Origin of the sequence: Peptoniphilus faecalis (assembly GCF_012976305.1) — a bacterium.
GTDB lineage: Bacteria > Bacillota > Clostridia > Tissierellales > Peptoniphilaceae > Peptoniphilus_A > Peptoniphilus_A faecalis.
Genome location: NZ_JABDSR010000014.1, coordinates 19,526 through 39,442, shown reverse-complemented (window position 1 = coordinate 39,442; position 19,917 = coordinate 19,526). Strand labels below are relative to the sequence as shown.

Below are 19,917 nucleotides of genomic sequence, written 5' to 3'. Positions count from 1 at the left end.
AATCACTCCTTGGTATTTGGTTGCAACTATATTTTATAGGAATGTGATTTCTATGTCTATTTTTTATACATTTCCATACAAAAATAGTGCTGATGATTTCTCACCAACACTATTTATTATAGAACCTAATTTTCCATATTCACAATTTAGTTCCCATTCTAGGTATTAAAATTCCTCCTGATATTATTTTATCAGGAGGAATTTTAATTTTCTAACCTTTTTTTAATTTTAGGATTTTTGCAACATCTATTGTCCCTTACTTTGAAAATAAGAGCAAAGTTTTATTAATTTTATTCTTTTTCTATGTTTACATTTATAGTTTTATAGTTTGTATAAGTTACAAGGCCTGGTTTTTTTGCAGGATGTCTCTTTACATTGATCTTAAAAGTGTAATCAACAGAAATATTTTTTGATTTTGAAAGTGAACTATACTTTGCAGCTAATTTAGCGGCAGTAATTAAGGAATTATTAGTAAAATTTCTGTTGTCATTTTTTAATATTACATGAGAACCTGGAGCATCCTTTACGTGAAACCATAGATCATTTTTTTTTGCTTTTTTATGAGTTAAATAATCATTTTGCTTATTATTTTTTCCTATAAAAATTTCAAAACCATCTTCTGTTTTTATATAAATATAATTTTCTTTATTATCTTTTTTCTTTTTATTATTTTTCTTCTTTTTTATATATCCTTCTTTTTCTAATTCTTCATAAAGTTCCTCTATTTCATCTGGCGTTTCTGCAAAATCAATATTTAGTAAAATTGATTCTAAATAACTAATTTCAGATTTTCCAATTTCAATTTGTTCTGCAAGAAACTTAGCTGCATTTTTTAATTTAGAGTATTTTTTATAATATTTTGATGCATTTGATGGTCCATCTAGCTTTGGATCCAATGGAATTTCAATTTCTTTCATTTCGTTATAAAAATTTTCAACTTTTAGCGATATTGCACCTTTTTCTATTTTATAAAAATTTGAAGATATTAAATCGGCATAAACTTTGAATTTATCTCTATCTAATGCGATATTTAATTCATTTGATTGATTAGAAATCTTTTTTTTCAATTTCTCTATATTTTTCTTTATAGACTTTTTTAGTTCCTTATTCTTTAAATCTAGAGTATCTCTTAAAAATTTAGAATTATAAAATTCTTCAAGGAGAGAAGAGATGCTTTCTACTTTAGATTTTTCATTTTCACTAAGTTCCTTTAAATCTATGGAATAAAAATCCTTAAATATTCCATCCCTATAAATCTTTATTGGCGAAAATTTATATTCTTTTACTTCTTTAAAGATTTCTAAAAATACTTCTTCTAAATTTTTAATTTCACTTTCAGATAATGAAGATACAATTCTTCTAAAATCAACACTAGACCTATATTCAATTTCACTACACATTTGTGGACTAATACCAGTGAAAGTCTTCAAGAAAAAAGTTTTTAAATTTAAATTTTTATTTGAATTATTTATTAATTCACTTATAGAATTTACTTCGCAAGGATTAAATCCCTTTGAAACATCCTCTGGATTATAAGTAAGCCCTGGTAGGACTTCGCGAACACTAGATAAATTAAAATTAATTCTCTTTAAAGAATCAATAATTTTTTTAAGCTCATCATCAATTAATATAACATTTGAATGCTTTCCCATAAGTTCAATTATAAGTGCTTTTTTAGAAAATTCACCAAACTCGTCACGAGACTTAACAAGTATCTTTATGATTCTATCCATTTTATATTGTGAAACTTCAAGAATTTGATTGTTTTCTAAATGTTTTCTAAGAAGCATACAAAAGGCTGGCGGATTTTGTGGACTATCAAAAATTTCTTCACTAAAATATACTCTGGGACTTCCAGAAATAGATATAAAAAGCCTTTCTTTTTTACCCTTAGCCCTAATATTAATTAAAAGATCATTGTTATTTTGGTAAATTTTATCTATCCTGCCATCTATAATTCGATTATTTATTTCATAAACTAAATTTTTAACTACTGTACCGTCTAAAGACATTTTATCACCTAAAATTTATTATAACATATTTTATAAAGTAATATGGAAGGAGGATGTCTAGAATGTTTGTTTAAAACGAATGTGTGCTAAGATTATTGATAAAATTTATGAAGAAATATTTTAAATAAAATTTTAATAATTAGAAGAAAAGTAGACATAATCAATTTGTATATTATTAGAGTTTATAGGTATAAAAAAAGAATAATAATTTAACTCATTAAAAAATATTAAGAAATTAAGCAAACAAAGAAACTAAAACATTGTACTATGAATTTTACTTAAAAATATGGACTTGACATAATTAGATAAGATAACTTAACAGCAGTATTTATTTTGAGGCTAATTTATAATTAATAAAACTTAATTAAGAAATTTGTTAAAAATGTAAATTTTAATAGTATTAATTGAAAAAGATGTAAAATCATAAAAAATAGTCACAAAATTATTATTTTGCGACTATTTTTGCGTTCTTTAGATTGACTTTTCTATAATTATTTTGAACATACCTATTTTCCCCCCAACCATGTAATAAATTCAAAACTTATATTTAATCAAGTTATATTATTGAATCATTTAATAAGATTTAATTTTTATTTAAGTTCTTTTAAAGCATTTAGAGCGATATTAACCAACATTTCAGTGCCAAATTTTAAAGCTCTTTCATCAATTCTAAAACTAGGACTATGATTTAATAAGCTATATCCGTCTTTTATTGTTCCTGCGCCTAAAATAAAAAAAGCACCTGGTTTAACATTTAAATAACTGGAAAAATCTTCACTTGCCATTAGAGGTTTTGTAAATAATATTTTTTCCTCGCCAAAAAGTTCTATAGCTGTATTTATAACAATATCTGATGCTAAATCATCATTTATAACAGGATCATATCCTCTAATATAGTTTAACTCATATTTTGCACCATATATTTTACACACACCATCGAGGATATCTCTTATTTTATTTTCTATAAGATCTCTATTTTTATTATCAAAAGTTCTAATGGATCCAGATAAGGTTGCATATTCAGGAATAATATTAGGAGCATTTCCTGATGTAAATTTACATATAGCAATTGATGATACGTCATGAGGACTGAGTATATAATTATTGATTTCATTAATTGAGCTAATAACTTTCTGACCTATAATAATTGGATTTATAGATTGTTCTGGAGCGGAAGAATGTCCTCCCTTACCTTTTATAGTTATTTCAACAATATCTCCAGATGCCATAAATGCTCCTTTATTAATAGCAATTGTTCCTGGTTCTAAATCTCCAATTACCATTATATGTTGTCCAAATATCATATCGACATTTTCTAATACACCTTTTTCAATTAATGGTATTGCTCCACCTGGTTGCTCTTCTTCTGCTGGTTGAAAAATAAATTTAATGTTCCCATTTATTGAATCTTTCATTTCGTTAAGGATAGTAGCAGCACCCATTAACATCGCAGCGTGTGCATCATGTCCACAAGCGTGCATAATTCCTTTATTTTTTGAAGAAAATGGCAGTCCTGTATCTTCTTCTATTGGAAGTGCATCTATATCTGCTCTAAGTGCTATTGTAGGTCCATCATTTTTCCCTTTTAAATAACCAATAACACTATTTTTAGTTAATTCTTTAAAATTAATATTAGTACAAGAATTAAGTTCTTCTTTAATATATCTTGCAGTATTTGCTTCTTGATTAGATAATTCAGGATTCTCATGAATATATCTTCTCCACTTTATAATTAAATTTTCTAATTTATCATTTATAAATTTCATAAATACTCCTTATTATTAGAATATGCCTTTGTAACTTCTTGTGATGAATATAGAACTCAATTTTAATATTGCACTAACTTATTTTAATTTAAGTATTGCAATATTATTTACAATTTATTATTTTTAAAAAATAGAATATGATGATTTTTTATCTTGTACTGTATCAATTGGTGTTTTCAATTCTTTTGAAGATTCATCTCTATTTGTAGCATTTGTGTTGCCTTCATTTACTTTAGATTCTTTATTATCTTCTTCGTAATTATATCTTTTTCCTTTAGTTTTAAATTTACCAGAAATATAAACAGAATCATCTTTCCAATCTACACTAAGCCCTAGTGTTTCTGATATAAATCTAATTGGAACATAAGTCCTTCCATCGTATAATATTGCTGGAGAATCTAAATCAACTGTATTATCTATCCCATCTTTATTAACTTTTGCCTTTGTTGAATTGATGTCAATTTCAACTAATACATCTACGGCACCAATTAAAATGCCACTAGTTTTTGTTTCTTTTTTTTGATAATAATTAATTTGTGCACCCATGTTTTCAGAAATATATCTAATTGGCACCATAACTCTATTGGTATTTTTATCGAGATATGCCTTCCCCATGTCTTCTGGAATTGTTTGAATATTATTATTAATGTAAATGTTAATATTTTTATCTAAAGCTTCCTTTGGTAATTTTCCAACTGCGAAAACAGATGTACTTAGTGCCATAATCATAATTCCTGCAAATGCAAATTTTTTTAATTTTTTCATATTTTCTCCTTATTATTATAAATTTATTTTTCCTTAACTTTTGAAAGTGGATTAGAATCAACCATTTTTTTTAGTGCTTTTTTATTTACATGTGTGTAAATTTCTGTAGTGCTTACAGATTCGTGTCCTAATATCTCTTGTAGAGACTTTATATCGGCATTTCCATATTCATATAATAATGTAGCTGCAGTATGTCTAAGCTTGTGAACTGAGTATTTATTTGTGTCTAAACCAGAATTTTTCATATGCTTTTCGATCATGTGCTGAATTGATCTATTGCTCATTCTTTGTTGTCTCATTGATAAAAATAGTGCATCATCTTTTATTTGTGGTCGAATCTTTAAATATTCATTAATGGCATAAACACAAGCCTCATTGAGATAAATTGTCCTCTCTTTGTTTCCCTTTCCTATTACTTTTAATGTGTTATCATCTTTCAAGTGAGAAATATTAATCCCAGCAAGCTCAGAAAGTCTCATGCCACAATTTAAAAACAATGTGACTATTGCGTAGTCTCTTTTTTTATAAATTGGCTTTATATTAGATTTTTCAATAGTTTTTAAAAGATTTAAACTTTGATCTAAGGATAAATATACTGGAAGAGTTTTTTCAAATTTAGGCATATCAATATCAATTAGTGGATTTTTTTTAATAATTTCGATCTTTTTAGAAAGATAATTATAAAAACTTCTAATAGATGAAATTTTTCTAAATTTAGACCTATTGGAAATTTTCCTTTCTCTTTCTAAAAAAGCATTATATGCATATATATCTTGTTTAGTAACACTTTCCAAGACCTCTGGAGTAATGTCTTCAATAGCTATATCGTTAAAGTTTATAGAATCATCAACTAAATTCTTCCTTTTTTTAATAAATCTTACAAAGACTCTTAAGTCATAATAATACTCTTTAACAGTGTTTTCTGAAGATCCCTTTGTAGATTTCATATAATCTAAGAAATCATCAATTAAGTTAGAGTTTATCAATCTCTCACCCCCTATAAAAATAAAAACCTGACATAAGTCAGGTTCCTAATTATTTAGCGTATTCAACTGCCCTAGTTTCTCTAATAACATTAACTTTAATTTGTCCAGGAAAATCTAGTTCAGACTCTATTCTCTTTACTATATCTCTAGCAGTAATAGTAATTTCTGCTTCTGAGATTTTTTCAGGTTTTACTATTATTCGAATTTCACGACCAGCTTGAACAGCATAAGACTTTTCAATACCTTCAAATTCATTTGCAATTTCTTCTAGTTTTTCAAGCCTTTGAATATAAGATTCAACTGTTTCACGTCTTGCACCAGGTCTTGCTGCAGAAATAGCATCGGCAGCTTGAACTAATACTGATTCAACACAGTTTGGCTCAACATCACCATGATGAGACTGAATTGCATTAATAACATATTCGGATTCGTGATATTTTCTTGCAATTTCAACTCCAATATCAACATGTGGAGCATCTAGATTTCTATCTACGGATTTACCTATATCGTGTAGAAGTCCACCTCTTTTAGCTAGTTTAACATCAGCACCAATTTCGCCAGCTAAAATTCCAGCAATTTCAGCAACTTCAACTGAATGTTTAAGGTTATTTTGTCCATAACTAGTTCTATATTTAAGCCTACCTAAATATTTAATAATTTCTGGATGAAGCCCGTGAACTCCAGCATCATAAGCCGCTTGTTCGCCTGATTCTTTTATAATTGTTTCAACTTCATTTTTGGCTTTTTCGACAGTTTCTTCGATTTTAGTTGGATGAATTCTGCCATCATTTACAAGTTTTTCTAAAGCTACTCTTGCTATCTCTCTTCTTATAGGATCAAAGCAAGACAATACAACAGCTTCTGGAGTATCGTCAATAATTAAATCTACTCCAGTTATTGATTCAATAGCTCTAATATTTCTACCTTCACGACCTATAATTCTTCCCTTCATTTCATCATTTGGAAGGTTTACAACAGCCACAGTAGATTCAGCAACTTGATCAGCAGCACATCTTTGAATAGCTTGTGCTATTACATTTCTAGCATATTTTCCGGATTCTTCTTTTATTCTATTCTCATTTTCTTTGATAATAAGTGCTGACTCATTAGTAATTTCTTTTTTTAATTCATTGAGTAAAATTTCCTTGCCTTCATCTTTAGTAAGACCAGCAACCCTTTGAAGTTCTGCTTCTCTTTGCTTAATAATTTCATCAACTTGTTCTTCTTTTTCTCTAAGACCCTCTAGTTTCCTGTTAAGCTTTTCATCCTTACGCTCAACTTGAGTGGATTTTTTATCTAAAAGCTTTTCCTTAGATAAAACACGTTCTTCCATTTCTTTTATTTCAGCTCTTCTAGTCTTAGTTTCCTTTTCTTGCTCAGATCTCAATTTTTGAATTTCTTCCTTAGCTTCAACAAGCAAAACTTTTTTTTGTGTCTGTGCTTGATTTTCAGCATCATAAATCATTTTATTAGCTAATTCTTCAGCATTTTTAAGTTTTCCTTCAGAAATATATTTTCTAATGGCATAACCAAAGGCTATACCAATAATACCGATAATAATAGTTAAAGCATTAAAACCCATTCATACACACCTCCTATTTAGTTTTCATGTTTCAAATTTAAAATCATTTTCAAGGCATAAGCCTTAAAATTATTGTATATCTTTTAAAAGCATAAGTCAAACAGAAAGTATGTGTATGAATGTCATCTATTTATTTTTATAGATTGGAATGGCTAATTTGTAACCTGGTTTAATATCATAAGATGAGATATTATTAAGCTTTTCAATCTCCATAATGAATTTCATTTTGTTTTTACATTCATAATTATCAGAAATTGTCCATAAAGTATCACCCTTTTTTACAGTGTAAACTTGTATAACAATTTCCTCTTTCGTTTTAAAATTTTTATCTTCAAAATTTTTTATAATTAGACCTGAATTAAAAATAAATATTAATAATAAAAATAAAAAAACCTTTGGTTTGTTAATAATAATTCTTTTCATAAAATCACCTCAAATGTTTTGTTCGCAATAAGTTTAAACTTCAGTATCAAACAGCAGTGTCAAATATAGGTTCTAAACAAATGTTACAACAAAAGTTTTATAATGTCAAGTAAAATATAAATATTTTAAACTACAGTTTGAAATATTTGTTTAAATGTGGTATTATTAATATAAAAATACAAGGAGGTAAATTATGTACGAAGATCTAAACCAAAGAGATCTTGAAATTTTATTTTTTATTAAAAGATTTATTGAATCAAAATCCTATCCACCTACTGTTCGTGAAATCTGTTCTGGTTGTAACATTAAATCAACTTCTACTGTATACTATGCTCTTGAAAAATTAGAATCAACAAATTATATTAAAAAAGACGCATCAAAAACTAGAGCTATAGAAATTATTCCACAGGATGATGACATCCTTATGCTTAAAAAGAAAACTGTTGACGTTCCAATTGTTGGGCGTGTAACAGCAGGTGCTCCTATTTTAGCTGTTCAAAATATTGAAGACACTATGCCTCTTCCAGTTGACTTTGTTTCAAATAAAGAACTTTTTATTTTAAAAGTCAAAGGAGAAAGCATGATTAATGCAGGAATTTTTGATGGTGATTATGTGATCATTGAGAAGACAAATTCTGCTAGAAATGGTGAAAAAGTTTTAGCTTTAATCGATGACGAGGCAACTATTAAAACTTTTTACAAAGAAAAGAATAGATATAGACTTCAACCTGAAAATGACACAATGGAACCTTTTTACTTCGATAAAGTCGATATATTGGGAAAAATCATTGGTCTATATAGAAAGATCAACTAAAATATGCTATTAAAAGTGTATCAAAAAAGACGAGGATTTTTATTTTCCCCGTCTTTTTTGATACACTGTATTCGTAAAAAAACAAAAATATATAATATTAGGTACAGTCTTTCGATAGAGTTGCAAGGAAAGCTGGCTGGTTTTTCGGATAAAACTCTTACACAAAAAACATAGAGCAGTAAATTCATCGACACCTTTTCTCAAAGTCCTTCTGTAAAATAAAAAAGATGAAGAAGATATTTTCTCCTCATCTTTAACATTGTTTATTGATTAGCCTATACACTTTAGGGTGAATATTTTTTTAAAAGTCTTCTACTGTCACCTCTTAGATTTAAGTATAAAAATAGATGCTAATAAATGTTAAGATTATTTATATTTTTTAGCTATAAAGGCTAATTGTTTTTTATCATCCAAATGATATTCACAAATAAATCCAATTTTTGATAACATTTTTGTTAAATCAGTAGGAGAATATACTTCAAAATTTAGCATATCAGCCCATTTTTTTATATTTTTTTGTTCTCTAAATGCACCTTCGTTGCAAATTAAAAATTGTCCATCATCCTTTAATACACGATAGACTTCTTTGAAACAATCCTCTATATTATTCCAAAAATATATGGTTTCAAAAGCTGTAACAATATCTACAGATTTATCTTTAAAAGGGATTTTTTGTACATTTCCTTCAATGATTTTGCATCTTCCAGCTTTTATTGCATCTTTATTTAAAAAACTCGCCATTTCTACACTTGCCTTTGAATAATCAATTCCATAAACTTTACAAGCTTTTGTCAAAAAATACTCTATATTGCGTCCACCACCACAACCTAAATCCAAGATGATATCTTCTTTATAAATTTGCAAAAAACTTCTTCCCCATTTTGCTAATTTTTCATGACCTTTATTCATATTTTTTAGCATAAATCTACCAGAAAAACTTTCTTTTGGTTTAACAACATTTTCAAAAAAACTTTTAAACATATAAATGCAATCCTCCAATTGATATTTTTTATCATCTATATTATATCAATTCTTTATATAATAGGATTAAATTTATAAAGTTTGATTTTTTAATATTCCCCTCTCAGCATCAAAACTTGGATTTTTCTAATTTCAATATAAGAAAGCTGTTTTTGTTTTCTGCTTAAAACATTAAAAGTCCTTTATACAACTCTTTTGCATTAAATATTTTTCGCTTGCTTAAATGCTTAGTTTTTCGTTAAAATTACAAATCTAATTTTACTATTCTTTACCAATTGGAATCTTGTCATCATTTCTAGAATTTATAAATTTAGTCACTTCTGGCATAAGTTCTTCACTCATAATTTCAAGAATCTTTTCCATAGTTTCTATATCTTTTTTATCAACTCTTTTTCTAAGTCTATCTAAAACTAATTCTATATAAGAGTTTTTCATGTTGTAGTATTCATAAAATCTTTCTGTACATTCTAGATAATATTCTCTTCTGTCTTCTTCGGATTGAACTTTTTTAAGATATCCCTTTTTTATTAGAGAAGATATTTTATAAGCAATATTTGGATGAGAGCATTCAAGAAATTCAGTAACATCACTTACCCTCGGTCTATTTAATGCATGTATAACTTCTATGGTAAATGTTTCAGTTGCTGTCAAAGTTGCTTCTCTATCTTGTAGGTTTGCAAACATATTCTTGTATAAATTCAGCTTAAACTTTTCATACACTTCATCAAATATTTTTTCCAAATTATTGTACATTTTTCCTCCTATCTTAATGCAAAGGATATTTCACAACTCATCACCATTTCTCCGTCTCTTGTGATATTTCCCTTTCCTATACCGAGATTTTTTACTATTTTTATCATTTCACAAGTTATTACTAAATAATCTCCTGGTCTTACTGGCTTATAAAAGCGTGCATTTTTTATTCCTCCAAGCAAAGCAAGTCTTTTAGGATTTTCTTTTAAAAGTGCTACTGCTCCAACTTGAGCAACTGCTTCTATTTGAAGAACCCCAGGCATTATAGCTTCTTGCTGGAAATGTCCTTGAAAATAATATTCTCCGCCAGATACTGATTTAATTCCCTTTGCATATTTATTATTGTCCATTTCAATGATCTTGTCAACCATTATAAAGGGATAGGAATGTGGTAAGATTTCTTTTAATTGATTAAAACTTATTTCCATATTAATACCTCTTAAAAATTAAGGCTGCATTATGTCCTCCAAAACCAAGTGAATTTTTGAGGAAGTAATTTATATCGTATTCTTCTGCTTCTAGAGCAAAATTAAGTTCACATTCTGGATCTTTATTTTTAAAATTTATCAATGGAGGTAAAAAATTTTCATTCATTGCCAAAATTGAAAGTATTGATTCAACAACACCAGATCCTCCTAGTAAGTGTCCAATTTGAGATTTTGATGATGATACTTTTATTTTTCTATCTCCAAATACATTTTTTATTGCAAGAGTTTCAATCTTATCATTTAAAAATGTTGAAGTTCCGTGGGCATTTATATAATCTATTTCATCTGCACTTATTCCGGCATCTTTTATAGCATCTGAAATTGCTTTTGTTGCAAATTTTCCATCAGGTGATGGTGATGTTATATGGTAGGCATCACAATTAACACCATAGCCGACAAGTTCTGCAATTATATTTGCTCCTCTTTCTAAAGCTGATTCCAAACTTTCTAAAACTAAAACTCCAGCTCCTTCTCCCATTACGAATCCGTTTCTATCCTTGTCAAAGGGAATTGATGCCCTGTTTTTATCTTTAGAAGTGCTAAGGGCTTTCATTGATGTAAATCCACCAATTCCAAGTTCAGTAATCGATGCTTCGCTTCCTCCAGCAAAAATGATTTCTTCATAACCACCTTTTATTGCTCTATAAGCTTCTCCAATTGCGTTTGTAGATGATGCACAAGCAGTAACAATAGATAAACAAGAACCATGTGCGCCTAAATCTATCGCAACATTTGCTCCTACGGAATTTATTATTGCCTTTGGTATGAAATAAGGACTTAACTTGTCGAAACTCCTATTCATTCCTCTTAAATGATCTTCTTCAATTGTTCTAAGTCCACCAATCCCTGAAGTTATATAAACTCCAACTCGCTTGTTTTCTATTTCTTCTTTTGAAAGTTTTGAATCTTTCATCGCATTTTTTGCAGCTATCATTGCAAATTGGTTTACTCTATCTAGTCTATTTATTTCTTTCCTAGAAAACTCTTTATCTGCAGCATAATCTTTAAGTTCAGCTGCAAGGGTAACTACTCTATCTTCTATTGGATAATGTGTGATTTCATCAATAGCACATTTGCAATTACGCATGGCACTTATAAGTTCTTCTTTTGTTGATCCAATCGGTGTTAAGGCACCAAAACCTGTAACTACAACTCTCATATATTCATTCCTCCATCAACTGAAATAACTTGACCAGTTATGTATGATGATTCTTCTTTTGATAAAAAATGAACTAGATCAGCTACATCTTCTGCTTTTCCATATCTTTTTAATGGAATATCTTTTAAAATTTCTTCTTTAACTGCATCATCTAAATTATTTGTCATTTCTGTATCTATAAAACCTGGTGCAACTGCATTTACTAAAATATTTTTTGCTGCAAGTTCTTTAGCCAGTGCCTTAGTAAAACCAATGATTCCAGCTTTTGATGCACTATAATTCGTTTGTCCAGCATTACCTCTAATTCCACTTATAGATGAAATATTTATTATTCTTCCACTTTTTCTTTTCATCATAGGTCTTGCAAATAATTTTGAAAGATAAAAAACAGAATATAAATTTGTTTCGATTACTTTTATAAATTCTTCTTCCTTCATCCTAAAAATTAAATTATCTAAAGTCATGCCAGCATTGTTTACAAGAACTTCTACTTCAAGATTTTGTTCTCTGCATATATTGAAAACTTTCTCACAATCCTCAAACTTGGATAGGTCTGCACTTATACAAATAACTTCTGTGTCTAATTCATTTTTTAGTTTTTCTATCTTGTCTATCTTACTTCTTGTATGAAGGATTAAATTATAATCCCTTGCAAGCTTTCTTGCAATTGCACTTCCAATACCTCCACTAGCACCTGTTATAAGTGCATATTTTTTATTTTCCATTGCTCACCTCTTAATTATTTCTTCTTCGTTTTTAAGAGAAATTACTTGAACTTCTTTAAAATTTTTTCTAATTATTTTAGAAATTACATCTCCTGGACCGATCTCTATAATCTTATCCACTCCATCATCTATCATGTTTTTTATATCATCAAAAAGTCTTACGGGATTGTATATATGTTTTGATAAAACCATTCTTAAGTCTTCTCCACTATATATTTCCCCTGTTAAATTTAAATAATAATTTATCCTAGGTTTTTCAAATTCTATTTCTTTTAACTCTTCAAAATATTTTTCTCCAGCATTTTCCATATAGCATGTATGAAAGGCTCCACTTACTTTCATTTCAATAGAGCGTATTTTTTCTTTATTTAAGTACTCTTTAAATAAATCTATATTTTCCCTATCTCCAGCTACTACAACCTGCTTTGGGCTATTTATATTTGAAATATAGATTTTATCAGGGTAAGAAAAATTTGCAATAAGATTTTCTACTTCATTTTCGTTTTTATTCAAAATTGCAAGCATTTTAGTATTGTGTTTTTGGCTTTCGTTTTGCATAAGACTTCCTCTTCTTTTAACAAGAAAAAGTGCATCTTTATATGACAATGATCCTGCCAACACAAGACTTGCGTATTCTCCAAGACTTAATCCACAAGTTGCAACTATATTCTCATCCTTTTTCAAGAATTCTAGTGCAGCAATTTGAAAAGCAAGCATTATTGGTTGAAGATTTTTAGTCCTAGATAATTCTTCCAGACTTCCATTTAAAATAATTTTTTCATATTCAGAAATCTCTTCATATATATTTTTTGTTTTTGGATGATTTAAAAAGACTCTGCCCATATTTTCATATTGAGAGCCTTGACCTCCAAAAACTACTCCTATTTTATTCATTTCTCCTCCAATAACCAGTCTATATAATCATCTACAGACCTAACTCTTTCAATGTTTTCGATATCAGTTCCTGCAAAAAATAATCCTTTATTTATATCGCCTTTTACGGCATTTATAAGAGCCTCACTTATACAATAATTTGTATCTTTTCTTTTACAAGTTTTTATACATGAAAGGCAATGATTAGGTGGAATTTTTTCTGATTTCATTTGTTTAACAAGATTATTTTCCATGCCTCTTGCAAGTAAACCAACAGGACTCTCCAATATCACATTTTTAAGGTTTCCCTTATTTTTTGCATTTAAAATTTTTTCTTTTGCAGATTTTGGCAGTCCCGATTCTTTTGTAAATAAAAAACCCGTTCCTATTTGAACTCCAGTTGCTCCCATTTTTAAAGCTTCTCTCATAGCTTGTGGAGTGCCAAAGCCACCTCCAACGAAAATCGGAATATCTTTTACTAATTTAATAATTTTTTGCAACTCGTCAAGAATGTCTATTTCTAAATCCTCTCTTTTAAATCCAAGATGCCCACCAGCTTTCGGTCCTTCTAAAATTATTAAATCTGGTTTCCTTTTGTACTTCTCCCATTTTTTCATGATAATCTTTAGAGCTCTTGCAGATGATACAATAGGACCAATTATTTTTTCTTCTGAAATATATTTTGGCAATTCAAGGGGAAGTCCTGCTCCTACAACTACACCATCAACATCTGTACTATTTAAAAACTCTAAATATTCATCAAATCTCTCTACAACATGCATTAAATTTGTCAGTATGAGTCCTCTTCCTTTTGACTTTTCTCTTGCAAACTTTAAATCTTCTATATAGGCTCTTTTATTTGCCTCAAAGGGATTTTTCAAAAAATCCTTTTGTGCATAACCTGGATTTACCATTGATAAAGTGCCTATTGCTCCTCTATTTGCTACTGCTCCTACCAAGTCTTTACTTGACATACCAATCGCCATGGCTCCCTGAATAATTGGTATTTCTATATATTTATCTTTTATTCTTATACTCATTTTTTATCTCTTTATATTCACTCATTAATTTTTCAATGTATTCCTTGACAGGTATTATTGAATTAAAGGATCCAACAGATAAGCCAGTCATTACAGATCCATTTTCTACATCTCCTTCAATTACAGCTTTTTTAAGTCTGCCAAGAGTGAAGTTTTCAAGTTCTAAAGTAGAATTATTCCTCTCAAGTTTTTGATATTCTCTTGTCATTTTATTTTTTAAGACTCGCATTGGTATTCCATTTATATTTCCAATTACAGTTACCTTTGATGAATTTGATTTTAATAATAGCTTCTTATATTTTTCATGAATTGGACATTCTTTAGTGAATAAAAATCCTGTTCCTATTTGTACTCCACTTGCTCCTAAAACTTCTGCTGCAAAAATTTCTCTACCAGAAGCTATGCCTCCAGCTGCTATAATCGGTTTTTTAGTTTGTGCTATGGCTTGAGGAATGAGAGTAATAGTCGTCATTTGCCCTATATGTCCTCCAGCCTCTAAACCTTCTGTTATAAAAGCAAGAGGTTCAAGTGCTTCATATCTTTTTATTTGAATTGGCGATGATACTACTGGTAAAACTTTAATATTTTTGCTTATAAATTTGTCAGCAAATTTTTCATATGTTCCCGCTCCAACAGTTATGATCTTTACATCTTCTTCTAAAAGAACTTTGATTAGTTCATCAATATCAGGCCTAAGCATCATCAAATTTACCCCAAAGGGATTATCTGTTATATTCCTCAATGCCCTTATATTTTCTCTTAGTTCATAAGTATCCATTCCACCAGACCCAATAATACCTAAACCGCCAGCACTTGAGACCGCTCCAGCAAACTCTCCCTTTGCAATATGTGCCATTCCCCCTTGTAAAATCGGGTATTTTATATCAAGTAATTTTTTTAAATCCATCTCACCACTCCATTAAAACACTTACAACAGAAAGGCCTGCACCGAAACCAGATAAAATTATTTTTTCGCCACCTTTTATAAGAGCAAAATTTTCTGCAATAACTAGAGGAATTGATGCAGCAGATGTGTTTCCATATTTTTGTAAATTTAATAGACAATTTTTTCTATCCATTCCAATTTTTTCCACTACATGGTCAATTATTCTTTTGTTAGCCTGATGCAAAATCATTTTATCAATATCTTTCCCTGTAAATTTATTCTTATTTAAAAGTCTTTTTATAGAATTTAAAACTTCTTCAATTGCAAATCTATAAACTTTTTTTCCATCCATAGTGATTTTAGAGTTTTCATCTAAATTCAAGGAATTTTCATTTGAAAAAGATGCTACATCTGTTTTCCATAACTTATTATTTTTCTCTACTAAAACTCCGCCAGCACCATCTCCAAAAAGTATAGCTGTCTTTCTATCTTCCATATCCATGAAGTCAGATATTTTTTCACTTGCAAAAATATAAGCTCTCTTTCCTTCTAAGAGATAGGACTCTGCAATAAGTAAAGCTGCCACAAATCCACTACATGCAAGATTTATGTCTAGGCAAAGGCAGTGGGGATTATTTTTAAGTTCTTCTCTTACTAAATTAGAAACTGATGGCATCCTTTTTTTAGAAGAAAAAGATGCACAAATTATTAAGTCTAGATTTTCCATATTATTTTTAAATTTCTTAGCCAAATTTAATGCCATTACATCAGTTCCATAATCTGAAAATTGTCTAGTAATTATTCCTGTTCTTTTTTCAATCCATTCTGAGCTTGTGTCTAGATTTTGTTCAAAATGTTTATTTTCTATAAATTTTTCTATATCAAATTTATGAGCTTCTAAGATTTTTAAACCCACTTAACACCTATCTTTCTAAACTTATTATGTCTATCTCTAATAATTTCCTTTGAAGAAAATTTTGAATAATATTTCAAATCTTCAAGAATAATCTTCTTTAAATCTAAAATTGAGATTTTATTTTTATTTTCCTTTACAATACCATTAATAATTCCATCTTCAAGTAAATCATGTGAAGTTAGTCGCATTAATTCAGCGGACTCCCTTGCCCTAGATTTACTTTTATATAAAATTGAGGAGAAACCTTCAGGTGATAAAATTGAAAAAACAGCTCCTTCTCCCATATAAATTTTATTTGCAAGAACAAGAGCCAAAGCTCCTCCAGATCCTCCCTCGCCTATTATAAATGCAAGGCTAGGAACTTTTAATCCAGCCATAGTAATAAGACAATCAGCAATAAGTTGATGTTGGCCCATTTCCTCTGCTTTAACGCCAGGGTATGCACCAGGGGTATCTATAAAAGTGATAACAGGTCTTTTAAATTTTTCAGCTGATTTCATTAATCTTATAGCTTTTCTATATGCATGAGGTTCAGGCATTCCAAAATTTGTTTTTATGGCTTCTTCCATGCTGTGGCCTTTTTGTATGCCTATAAAAGTCATTGTATAGTTTTCAAGTTCTCCTACTCCGCCGATTATTGATTGAGAATCTCCAAAAGCCCTATCACCTTTTACATAATAAAAATCGTCGAATAAGTCTTCTATAACTTCCTTGGATACACTTCTGTCTTTAGATCTTGCATTTATAACTATCTCATAAGCGTCCATATTTCCTCCTATGCATCCTCAAAATTTTTCCAATCATTTCTCTTTGATTTTTTCTCTCTACTATCATGTCAAGAAATCCAAAATTTTCAAGATTTTCTGCCTTTTGAAAATTTTCTGGAATTTTTTCGCGGAGGGTTTCTTTTATTACTCTTTGACCAGCAAATCCTATTAAAGCACCCGGCTCTCCTATATTGTAATCACCTTGAGCAGCAAAGCTAGCACTAACTCCTCCCATAGTAGGATTAGTTAAAAGACTTATGTAAAGTCCTCCCTTTTCTCCAAAGGAATAAATAGCAGAACTAATCTTTGCCATTTGCATTAGAGAAAAAATTCCCTCCTGCATTCTAGCTCCTCCACTTAATGAAATAATTACAATAGGAAGTTTTTTCCTTTCTGCTTCCTCTATCATATTTGTGATTTCTTCTCCAACATAAGTTCCTAGACTTCCCAACATATAAGTATCAATTAGCGAAGCCACTAAAACTGGACTTCCTAAAATTTTACCCCTTGCTATTTTTACTGCTTCAGAACTTTTATCTTCTTCCTTATTTCTATAATTTGGAAAATTTATAGGATTTATTTTTTTTGAATTATAATTAATTAATCTATATCCCTTGTCCATGAGCATATCAAATCTATCTATTCCAGTTAAGGGAAAATATGAAGAACATTGTGGGCAAATAAATAGGTTTTTTTTTAAATCTTCTAATCGACTTGCTCTTCCACATTTTTTACAAACCAAGATTTTTTCATTGTTTTTTTTTGTTGAAAAATCTTTTGCAATTTTGCTAAGATTTTTTATCGCTCCTAGCAAAGTTTTTCTATTTTTAAGATCTCTCATGGACATTTTTAGCTACCTCTTTCATTTTATTTATTATGACTTCTTCCTTATCTTTAATATAATTTGTATGAAGTCTGCCTTTTAGAAAATCTACATCAAACAAAAGTGCATACATAAATCCTAGATTTGTCTTTATTCCTTCAATCATTGTTTCTTCAATGGCTCGTCTTAGTTTTTTTATTGAATTTAGCCTTTTATTGTCTTTTACGATTATTTTTCCAATCATAGAATCATAGTAAATAGGAACATCAAAGCCTTTATAGATAGCTGAATCAAATCTGATATCCATACCACCAGGAGTAAATAAAAAATTTATTTTCCCACTTGATGGCATAAAATTATTTAATGGATCAACTGAATTTATTCTAACTTCAATTGAATGACCAGAGCATTTTACATCTTCTTGATTTATTGAAAGACCGATACCTGATGCAATCTTAAATTGTTCCTTAATTATGTCAATTCCAGTAATCATTTCTGTTACTGCATGTTCCACTTGAAGCCTTGTGTTCATCTCGCAAAAGTAAAAATTTTCATCATTATCAACTAAAAATTCAATTGTCCCTGCACCTGTATATTTTGTAGCATTCACACAATCAAGACTTGCCTTATAAAGCTTTTCTTTTAATTTCATGGATATAAAATTACAAGGAGCTTCTTCTAAAAGTTTTTGATTATTTCTCTGTAAGCTACATTCTCTTTCAAATAAATGTATAGCTTTATCTCCATCTGATAAAATTTGCACTTCAATATGTCTTGGTTGTTCAATTAATTTTTCAATAAATATTTTTTCATCACCAAAAGATGCTTTTGCTTCAACCTTAGCTAAATTAATAGAATGAAAAATTTCATCTGCAGAATCAACTCTCCTCATTCCCTTTCCTCCACCACCACTTCTGGCTTTTAAGAGTATGGGATAGCCAATGTCTGTGCAAATTTTTAATATTTCTTCATCACTTTGATTATCTAGTGCAACAGCCTTTGCAACAGGTACTCCAATCTTTTCCATAAGTTTTTTAGCTTGAATTTTATCGCCCATTAACTTTATCACTTCTGGATTAGGACCTATAAAAATAATCCCTTCATCCACGACTTTTTTAGCAAATTCATAAGATTCTGATAGAAATCCATATCCCGGATGAATTGCATCACAACTTTTTTCCTTTGCACATGTTATAATTGCATCCATATTTAGATAAGTATCCTTTGAAAACTTATCTCCTATACATATTGCCTCATCAGCTAAATAAATATAAGATTGATTTGCATCAGCTTTTGAATAAATAACTAAGGTTTCAATCCCTAATTCCCTAGCACTTCTTAAAATAGAAAGTGCACACTCGCCACGATTTGCAATCAAAACTTTTTTTATCATAATTGCTCCAACTTAAAGATTTCAGCATCATATTCAACAAAGTCTTCATTGGATACAAGGCAATCAACAATCTTACAATCATATGGAGCTTTTATTTCATTCATCATCTTCATCGCCTCAATAATACATAATGTAGTTCCTTTTTTTACCTCATCCCCAACTTTTACAAAGGGCTCTTCATCTGGAGCTTTAGAGGAGTAAAAAACTCCAAGAATTGGAGCCCTTAAAACCTTTATATTTGTTTCTTCTTTTAATTCATCTTTATCTTCAATTTTTTTATCAGTTATTAAATTGTTAGATTCGTCATTTCTCTTATTTTGTAGATCCATTACTTGTAAGTTATTTTCATAAAAAGGACTCTTACTAATTTTTAAAGAAAAATTATCTAATTTAAACTCAAGAACATTAAGTGAAGAATCTTCCAAAGACTTAATGAGTTTTTCCGTAACCTCTAAATATTTTTCCATTTTATTTATCCAAATATTTTATTAAATCTTCTATAGTTATTATTTTTTCAAATACATCATCAGGAATTTCCTTTCCTGTTTCTTCTTCTATGGCCATTGTCAATTCAACTGCATCAAGAGAATCTAGTCCAAGATCATCTCGTAGATTAGACTCCATCTTAACTTCATCTTTATTAATTCCAAAGTTACTAGCAATAATATCTTTTAAATTTTCTAAATTCATTTTCTTCCTCCAATTAGTTAAAAATTTTTACTTAATTATTCTATAGTATTAATTGTCTTTTGTCAATTATTTAAG

At 29.1% G+C, this 19,917-nt stretch carries 21 protein-coding genes; 1 reads left to right on the top strand and 20 read right to left on the bottom strand.

The features are described from left to right. Positions 1-290 precede the first annotated feature (290 nt). The 6 genes from HKO22_RS09140 to HKO22_RS09115 all read right to left on the bottom strand — a co-directional run bounded on the left by HKO22_RS09140 (position 291) and on the right by HKO22_RS09115 (position 7,534). Positions 291-2,012: an Rqc2 family fibronectin-binding protein gene (locus HKO22_RS09140; RefSeq protein ID WP_169970181.1), complete on the bottom strand. Its 1,722-nt coding sequence runs from the start codon at positions 2,010-2,012 to the stop codon at positions 291-293. 590 nt (positions 2,013-2,602) lie between these two features. Continuing rightward, positions 2,603-3,778, bottom strand: a complete 1,176-nt coding sequence (locus HKO22_RS09135) for a M20 metallopeptidase family protein (protein ID WP_169970179.1) — start codon at positions 3,776-3,778, stop codon at positions 2,603-2,605. A gap of 123 nt (positions 3,779-3,901) precedes the next feature. Then, on the bottom strand, positions 3,902-4,543 hold the full coding sequence (locus HKO22_RS09130; RefSeq protein ID WP_169970177.1) for a copper amine oxidase N-terminal domain-containing protein: 642 nt from the start codon (positions 4,541-4,543) through the stop codon (positions 3,902-3,904). Positions 4,544-4,566: 23 nt separating this feature from the next. Then, the gene (locus HKO22_RS09125; protein WP_169970176.1) at positions 4,567-5,529 is read right to left on the bottom strand and encodes a tyrosine recombinase XerC; all 963 of its coding nucleotides are present in this window, start codon (positions 5,527-5,529) and stop codon (positions 4,567-4,569) included. Between the two features lie 49 nt (positions 5,530-5,578). Then, the gene (rny, locus tag HKO22_RS09120; protein WP_075658801.1) at positions 5,579-7,111 is read right to left on the bottom strand and encodes a ribonuclease Y; all 1,533 of its coding nucleotides are present in this window, start codon (positions 7,109-7,111) and stop codon (positions 5,579-5,581) included. Positions 7,112-7,237: 126 nt separating this feature from the next. Further along, positions 7,238-7,534, bottom strand: a complete 297-nt coding sequence (locus HKO22_RS09115) for a LysM peptidoglycan-binding domain-containing protein (protein WP_075658799.1) — start codon at positions 7,532-7,534, stop codon at positions 7,238-7,240. 193 nt (positions 7,535-7,727) lie between these two features. Between HKO22_RS09115 and lexA the strand changes: the two genes are divergently transcribed. Then, positions 7,728-8,348 (top strand): transcriptional repressor LexA, encoded by a 621-nt coding sequence (gene lexA / locus HKO22_RS09110; RefSeq protein WP_075658797.1) that lies wholly within the window; start codon positions 7,728-7,730, stop codon positions 8,346-8,348. A gap of 366 nt (positions 8,349-8,714) precedes the next feature. On the opposite strand, the gene HKO22_RS09105 is transcribed toward lexA, so the two are convergent. The 14 genes from HKO22_RS09105 to acpP all read right to left on the bottom strand — a co-directional run bounded on the left by HKO22_RS09105 (position 8,715) and on the right by acpP (position 19,842). Beyond that, entirely contained in the window at positions 8,715-9,329 is a 615-nt protein-coding gene (locus tag HKO22_RS09105) for a class I SAM-dependent methyltransferase (RefSeq protein ID WP_169970174.1), read from the bottom strand. A 261-nt stretch (positions 9,330-9,590) separates the two neighbouring features. After that, positions 9,591-10,082 (bottom strand): MarR family winged helix-turn-helix transcriptional regulator, encoded by a 492-nt coding sequence (locus tag HKO22_RS09100; RefSeq protein ID WP_075658793.1) that lies wholly within the window; start codon positions 10,080-10,082, stop codon positions 9,591-9,593. Between the two features lie 8 nt (positions 10,083-10,090). Next, positions 10,091-10,510: a 3-hydroxyacyl-ACP dehydratase FabZ gene (fabZ, locus tag HKO22_RS09095; RefSeq protein WP_169970172.1), complete on the bottom strand. Its 420-nt coding sequence runs from the start codon at positions 10,508-10,510 to the stop codon at positions 10,091-10,093. Between the two features lies 1 nt (position 10,511). Continuing rightward, positions 10,512-11,729: a beta-ketoacyl-ACP synthase II gene (gene fabF, locus HKO22_RS09090; protein WP_169970171.1), complete on the bottom strand. Its 1,218-nt coding sequence runs from the start codon at positions 11,727-11,729 to the stop codon at positions 10,512-10,514. After that, positions 11,726-12,454: a 3-oxoacyl-[acyl-carrier-protein] reductase gene (gene fabG, locus HKO22_RS09085; RefSeq protein WP_169970169.1), complete on the bottom strand. Its 729-nt coding sequence runs from the start codon at positions 12,452-12,454 to the stop codon at positions 11,726-11,728. Before fabG ends, fabF begins: the two co-directional genes overlap by 4 nt. A gap of 3 nt (positions 12,455-12,457) precedes the next feature. Further along, positions 12,458-13,348, bottom strand: coding sequence for an ACP S-malonyltransferase (locus HKO22_RS09080; RefSeq protein WP_169970167.1), 891 nt, complete (start codon positions 13,346-13,348; stop codon positions 12,458-12,460). After that, on the bottom strand, positions 13,345-14,367 hold the full coding sequence (locus HKO22_RS09075; protein WP_169970165.1) for an NAD(P)H-dependent flavin oxidoreductase: 1,023 nt from the start codon (positions 14,365-14,367) through the stop codon (positions 13,345-13,347). Before HKO22_RS09075 ends, HKO22_RS09080 begins: the two co-directional genes overlap by 4 nt. Continuing rightward, positions 14,345-15,274, bottom strand: a complete 930-nt coding sequence (locus HKO22_RS09070; protein WP_169970163.1) for a nitronate monooxygenase — start codon at positions 15,272-15,274, stop codon at positions 14,345-14,347. Before HKO22_RS09070 ends, HKO22_RS09075 begins: the two co-directional genes overlap by 23 nt. 1 nt (position 15,275) lies before the next feature. Then, a complete protein-coding gene (locus HKO22_RS09065) occupies positions 15,276-16,169 on the bottom strand; it encodes a 3-oxoacyl-ACP synthase III family protein (RefSeq protein ID WP_075658779.1) in 894 nt (297 codons plus the stop codon). After that, positions 16,160-16,936: an acetyl-CoA carboxylase carboxyltransferase subunit alpha gene (locus HKO22_RS09060; RefSeq protein WP_169970154.1), complete on the bottom strand. Its 777-nt coding sequence runs from the start codon at positions 16,934-16,936 to the stop codon at positions 16,160-16,162. The genes HKO22_RS09065 and HKO22_RS09060 overlap by 10 nt, the downstream gene beginning before the upstream one ends. Continuing rightward, complete coding sequence (locus HKO22_RS09055; RefSeq protein WP_083635509.1) at positions 16,923-17,783, bottom strand: acetyl-CoA carboxylase carboxyltransferase subunit beta; 861 nt, start codon at positions 17,781-17,783, stop codon at positions 16,923-16,925. Before HKO22_RS09055 ends, HKO22_RS09060 begins: the two co-directional genes overlap by 14 nt. Beyond that, positions 17,764-19,152, bottom strand: coding sequence for an acetyl-CoA carboxylase biotin carboxylase subunit (locus tag HKO22_RS09050; protein WP_169970152.1), 1,389 nt, complete (start codon positions 19,150-19,152; stop codon positions 17,764-17,766). The genes HKO22_RS09055 and HKO22_RS09050 overlap by 20 nt, the downstream gene beginning before the upstream one ends. Beyond that, entirely contained in the window at positions 19,149-19,619 is a 471-nt protein-coding gene (gene accB / locus HKO22_RS09045; RefSeq protein WP_169970150.1) for an acetyl-CoA carboxylase biotin carboxyl carrier protein, read from the bottom strand. The genes HKO22_RS09050 and accB overlap by 4 nt, the downstream gene beginning before the upstream one ends. A gap of 1 nt (position 19,620) precedes the next feature. After that, positions 19,621-19,842, bottom strand: a complete 222-nt coding sequence (gene acpP, locus HKO22_RS09040; RefSeq protein ID WP_075658772.1) for an acyl carrier protein — start codon at positions 19,840-19,842, stop codon at positions 19,621-19,623. Between the last annotated feature and the right edge of the window lie 75 nt (positions 19,843-19,917).

Excerpts from the sequence above, each read along its gene's own strand:
- HKO22_RS09055 (WP_083635509.1), bottom strand. The coding sequence starts at position 17,783 with ATGTCCATGAGAGATCTTAAAAATAGAAAAACTTTGCTAGGAGCGATA.
- HKO22_RS09105 (WP_169970174.1), bottom strand. The coding sequence starts at position 9,329 with ATGTTTAAAAGTTTTTTTGAAAATGTTGTTAAACCAAAAGAAAGTTTT.
- HKO22_RS09080 (WP_169970167.1), bottom strand. The coding sequence starts at position 13,348 with ATGAATAAAATAGGAGTAGTTTTTGGAGGTCAAGGCTCTCAATATGAA.
- HKO22_RS09050 (WP_169970152.1), bottom strand. The coding sequence starts at position 19,152 with ATGATAAAAAAAGTTTTGATTGCAAATCGTGGCGAGTGTGCACTTTCT.
- HKO22_RS09070 (WP_169970163.1), bottom strand. The coding sequence starts at position 15,274 with ATGGATTTAAAAAAATTACTTGATATAAAATACCCGATTTTACAAGGG.
- fabZ (WP_169970172.1), bottom strand. The coding sequence starts at position 10,510 with ATGGAAATAAGTTTTAATCAATTAAAAGAAATCTTACCACATTCCTAT.
- rny (WP_075658801.1), bottom strand. The coding sequence starts at position 7,111 with ATGGGTTTTAATGCTTTAACTATTATTATCGGTATTATTGGTATAGCC.
- HKO22_RS09140 (WP_169970181.1), bottom strand. The coding sequence starts at position 2,012 with ATGTCTTTAGACGGTACAGTAGTTAAAAATTTAGTTTATGAAATAAAT.
- HKO22_RS09060 (WP_169970154.1), bottom strand. The coding sequence starts at position 16,936 with ATGGACGCTTATGAGATAGTTATAAATGCAAGATCTAAAGACAGAAGT.
- HKO22_RS09130 (WP_169970177.1), bottom strand. The coding sequence starts at position 4,543 with ATGAAAAAATTAAAAAAATTTGCATTTGCAGGAATTATGATTATGGCA.
- acpP (WP_075658772.1), bottom strand. The coding sequence starts at position 19,842 with ATGAATTTAGAAAATTTAAAAGATATTATTGCTAGTAACTTTGGAATT.
- HKO22_RS09075 (WP_169970165.1), bottom strand. The coding sequence starts at position 14,367 with ATGAGTATAAGAATAAAAGATAAATATATAGAAATACCAATTATTCAG.
- lexA (WP_075658797.1), top strand. The coding sequence starts at position 7,728 with ATGTACGAAGATCTAAACCAAAGAGATCTTGAAATTTTATTTTTTATT.
- HKO22_RS09115 (WP_075658799.1), bottom strand. The coding sequence starts at position 7,534 with ATGAAAAGAATTATTATTAACAAACCAAAGGTTTTTTTATTTTTATTA.
- fabF (WP_169970171.1), bottom strand. The coding sequence starts at position 11,729 with ATGAGAGTTGTAGTTACAGGTTTTGGTGCCTTAACACCGATTGGATCA.
- HKO22_RS09135 (WP_169970179.1), bottom strand. The coding sequence starts at position 3,778 with ATGAAATTTATAAATGATAAATTAGAAAATTTAATTATAAAGTGGAGA.
- accB (WP_169970150.1), bottom strand. The coding sequence starts at position 19,619 with ATGGAAAAATATTTAGAGGTTACGGAAAAACTCATTAAGTCTTTGGAA.
- fabG (WP_169970169.1), bottom strand. The coding sequence starts at position 12,454 with ATGGAAAATAAAAAATATGCACTTATAACAGGTGCTAGTGGAGGTATT.
- HKO22_RS09100 (WP_075658793.1), bottom strand. The coding sequence starts at position 10,082 with ATGTACAATAATTTGGAAAAAATATTTGATGAAGTGTATGAAAAGTTT.